At 42.2% G+C, this 4,200-nt stretch carries 4 protein-coding genes; 3 read left to right on the top strand and 1 reads right to left on the bottom strand.

All coding sequences use genetic code 11. The annotated features are described in order from the left end of the window. Positions 1–1,257, top strand: a 1,257-nt coding sequence (locus ABTW62_RS13420) for a KAP family P-loop NTPase fold protein (RefSeq protein ID WP_430905082.1), incomplete at its 5' end; no start/stop codon positions are given. 236 nt (positions 1,258–1,493) lie between these two features. Here ABTW62_RS13420 and ABTW62_RS13415 read toward each other — a convergent pair. Then, positions 1,494–1,760 (bottom strand): hypothetical protein, encoded by a 267-nt coding sequence (locus ABTW62_RS13415; protein WP_430905081.1) that lies wholly within the window; start codon positions 1,758–1,760, stop codon positions 1,494–1,496. Between the two features lie 644 nt (positions 1,761–2,404). On the opposite strand from ABTW62_RS13415, the gene ABTW62_RS13410 reads away from it, so the two are divergent. Further along, positions 2,405–3,970 (top strand): type I restriction-modification system subunit M, encoded by a 1,566-nt coding sequence (locus ABTW62_RS13410; protein WP_430905079.1) that lies wholly within the window; start codon positions 2,405–2,407, stop codon positions 3,968–3,970. Continuing rightward, positions 3,967–4,200: hypothetical protein (locus ABTW62_RS13405; RefSeq protein WP_430905078.1), on the top strand; the 234-nt coding region annotated here is incomplete at its 3' end. The genes ABTW62_RS13410 and ABTW62_RS13405, both read left to right, overlap by 4 nt.

Genomic DNA, 4,200 nt, shown 5'->3' with positions numbered 1-4,200 from the left:
GATATTGATGTTTCGCCAATAGTCATAGATGGAAGTTGGGGCACAGGCAAAACTGAATTTTGTCACAAGCTCATTAACTTGATGCAAAAGAGTGAAACACATCATTTGATCTATATTGATGCGTTTAAAGCAGATCACGCGAATGAGCCTTTAATGACGGTACTCGCTGAAGTCATTAAAGTGCTGCCAGAAGGCGAGAGCAAACAAAACTTGATGAGAAAGGCGTTACCAGCTGTACGATATGGTTTAAAAACACTTGCGAAGGCAGGTGTTTCACACATACTTCGACAAGATGCTGCAAATGTGGTAGACGAGTTTGACAAAGAAATTCAGAAAACAGCAGATAAAGCTATTGATGCTACGGTTGAATCGTTACTTAAAGATCATGTTAAAGCTGAGCAGAACTTAAAAGCATTCCAAACAGCACTTGCAGAAATATCTGCTAAAAAACCAATCATCTTGTTTGTCGATGAACTTGACCGCTGTAGACCCAACTTCGCCGTAGATATGCTTGAAATAGTCAAACATACCTTCGATGTTGATGCTGTCAGTTTTATCCTTGTCACGAATACCCAGCAGTTAAAAGCTTCAGTGAACCACTGCTATGGTCATGCTGTAGATGCGCAACGCTATTTAGATAAATTCGTAAAATTTACTATTAATTTACCTGAAACTGTAAATACTGGTAGGCACAAAGAAACCATTGCAGCAATTGAATACTATAAAAACCTAGTGTGTAATAGTGCTTTGCTGAAGGAATATAGACTTTATGAATGTGGATCAATTCGAATAATAGAAAAGCTTATAACTGTAAATAAATTATCCCTACGAGAAGATGAATCAGTTGTAAGACACATTGAGATTTACGTCACACTTTCCAGGCACAATTATTTAACTCGAAATGCTACTTTCGGAATTAAATTACTGACAATTTTTGCAATTACTTTATATTGCATAAAGCCAGAAATAGCCACTTCAATCCTCAATAATAAGCTAGATGCAAAATTATTGGGAAAAATTTTTGGAATTAACAGCTTATCTTCAGAGCAACAAAGAAATGCAGCGGACGAAGAAATAATTTATTATTTGTTAGGTAGCTCAGCACAAATTAATAGCGATATTTTTACACCGTCAAACAAAAATGCTGAAGTATGGAAGAACCAAAGCAGCCAATATTTTACAGGTTTGCATACGCTACAGTATGACAATTATTCATTAATATGTGTAGAAGCTATTCAAGTTCTGGCGATGTGCTAATGAAGGGGACCATGACAACAATTCCCCTGGATTGGGTAATCAGGTGAAGTATCTCTTCCGGGGGCTGATATCCCACAGATACGCAAACGGGAGATCGCTACAGCGACAATTGCTCTAAACAAGAGGAAGCAAGCGCCGCAACTGTCGCCTAAGTCGCTATTGTCGCTGTCACAAACCAGTTACCCGCCGAAACACAAACGGCAAACGATGCTGCATCGGGCTGAAGATTAAATCCATCAGTCATCAGAGTTACAGCCTAACCGCTCCGCAAGATCATTGATAGCTTCTTGAATAATCTGGCGTCGAGTATGTCCAGTTTTCTTGACCAGCCGCTTAAGATTCGCGTTGGCAACAGAATTTATATTTGTCTGCAGGCGGTGCAATATCTCGACGCCTTCCACGTAACCCGTTTCCGAATCTAGCCCGTAGTGTTGGCTACGATACCGCTTTTGTTTTTCAGCATTCGTTAAACCCACTCCTAACTCCTCTCGTTGATCGAACATGGTTACACTATATCTGGTTATAGTGTAACCGTTACGCCTATAGTCTCTTATCGACCCATAACCTCAGATTGTAACAGTCAGTCATCATAGTTACAGACTAACCGTTCGAGTTAAGAAAGCACCAGAACGGCGGGCAAATAATGCTTCGCAATGGTTAGCAAAAGCTGTGGAACTACCTGCAAATTTTGCCAGGCACTGCTAGCGCCAATCTCCTCCCCGGGGATCAAGTGCAATCCGGTCGTGCCGCTAGTGATATGAATCGGCCATTGAAAACACCCCCACAGGCTCGGAAAAAACCGCCGAAAGCTCTTGTGGTTATTGGGTTACTTCCTGCAAATGCAGAGAAGATGGAGTGTTTGCTGAGAGCTTATTCGCTAGCCAGAAATTAGGCGCTATGAATAATCATTATCCTTCCTTGACATAAAGTAGTTACCCACAGCTTTATCCCCGGAAATTGTGGATAACGAGGTTTGGGAGCTACTTAAAGGTTGTGCAGGATCGCACCGTAATAGATTTAGAAATCTCGCTATTTTGGAGATCACGTTTTAGCTAGTACAATTCACGGCGGATGGGAATAGCTTACAGGCTTTAAATCTAAAGAGTGGGCTAGAATAAGCTGCTTTTGAATTGCTGATAAAGGTCACATGAACAACGAACAAATAAAACAGCTAGAAAAAGAACTTTGGGATTCAGCAGATAACCTGCGTGCTAATTCCAAGCTAACAGCAGCAGAGTATAAAGACCCTGTTCTGGGGTTGATCCTGCTACGTTATGCTCAGAACCGCTATGAAGAAGCCAAAATCGCGATAGAAGCTTCAATTCCAGAAGGGCCACGAGGAAAACGTGCTGCGACACAAGCAGATTTTCAGGGTGTCGGTGCGATGTTGTTGCCTGAGAAATCGCAGTATGTGTACTTAGTTAATCTACCCGAGGGTGATAATATCAATGAGGCAGTCAATGAGGCCATGCGCTTGATAGAGGCAAGCTATCCTGATCTCGTAGGTATCCTGCCGAAAAAATATCAAGAATTGGAAGCAGAATTGCTGAGAGAAATGATCCGTGTATTCAACAAGGATTCAGTGAAGAATCTGAAGGGTGATGTATTCGGACGGATTTACGAATATTTCCTGATGAAATTCTCCATGAGCGGTGCAGGTGCACAGGAAGGTGGCGAGTTCTTCACCCCGCCATCACTGGTGCAGCTGATCGTTAATTTCATCGAACCGGATCACGGAATTATCCATGATCCAGCTTGTGGTTCGGGCGGTATGTTTGTTCAGACTGGCCATTTTGTGAGAGACCATAGCAACCGTGCTGTAAATGAAGCGATCAAGGTGTATGGCACCGAGCAGAAATCCAACAATACCCGCCTCGCAAAAATGAACCTTGCAATTCATGGTATCGAGGGAAAAATCATCGAGAGCAACAGCTTTTACTCTGATCCGCATGATCTGGTAGGCAAATGTGATTTCGTAATGGCAAATCCACCGTTCAACGTCAACAAGGTAGATAAGAGCAAAGACTTTGTGAAAACCGATAAGCGGCTATTCAGTGATGTAGGCATTCCGAAGGCTGATAACGGCAATTACCTCTGGATTCAGTATTTCTATCATTACCTCAATGAGCGTGGCCGTGCTGGATTCGTTATGGCATCTTCTGCTACTGATGCAGGTGCTAGCGAGAAGCTGATTCGTCAGAAACTGATAGAGACTGGAGCGGTGGATTGTATCGTGGCCGTAGGTAATAAATTTTTCTACACTCGCTCGCTTCCCTGCCATTTGTGGTTCTTGGATCGTGGTAAGAAGTCAGAAAACAAACGCAACATCCTAATGATTGATGCGCGCAATGTTTATGTTGAAGAAGATCAACATCGCTTTTTTGATGATGCACAAATGGAAGGACTGACCGCTATCGTGAAGGCATACCGTGGTGAGGATGTTTCCGATCAGTTTAAAAGCAATCCATGGTTGAAGGAGCATTTTCCCAATGGAAAATATGAGGATGTTGAAGGTCTATGTAAAATCGTCGATGTGGTAGAAGTTGAAGAAAATGATTGGAGCTTAACGCCAGGCCGCTATGTAGGGTATTCCATCGAATTGGATGAAAATTTTGACTATGCCTCACGTCTCGGTGAGATTCACAGTGAATTGGCAAACTTAAATAGTGAAGCAAACACTCTCATGCTAAAAATCTTAAAAGGGGTAGTATGACAAAGAGCTGGACGAAATCGACGCTTGGTGAGTTATGCAAAGACTATGGAGGTAAAATACAGACCGGTCCGTTTGGATCTCAGCTTCATAAAAGTGATTATGTCGATGGAGGTATCCCTGTTGTTATGCCGAAGGATATTAATCAGCAAGGGATAGATCTTACATCGGTAGCTAAAATTAGTTCAGAGACTGCTGCACGTCTATCACGACACAAACTGTATAAAGATGAA

Origin of the sequence: Nitrosomonas sp. ANs5 (genome assembly GCF_050584665.1) — a bacterium.
In the GTDB taxonomy this organism is placed as follows: Bacteria; Pseudomonadota; Gammaproteobacteria; order Burkholderiales; family Nitrosomonadaceae; genus Nitrosomonas.
The sequence above is the reverse complement of the archived record's forward strand: the minus strand, read 5'-3'. Positions and strand labels throughout refer to the sequence as shown.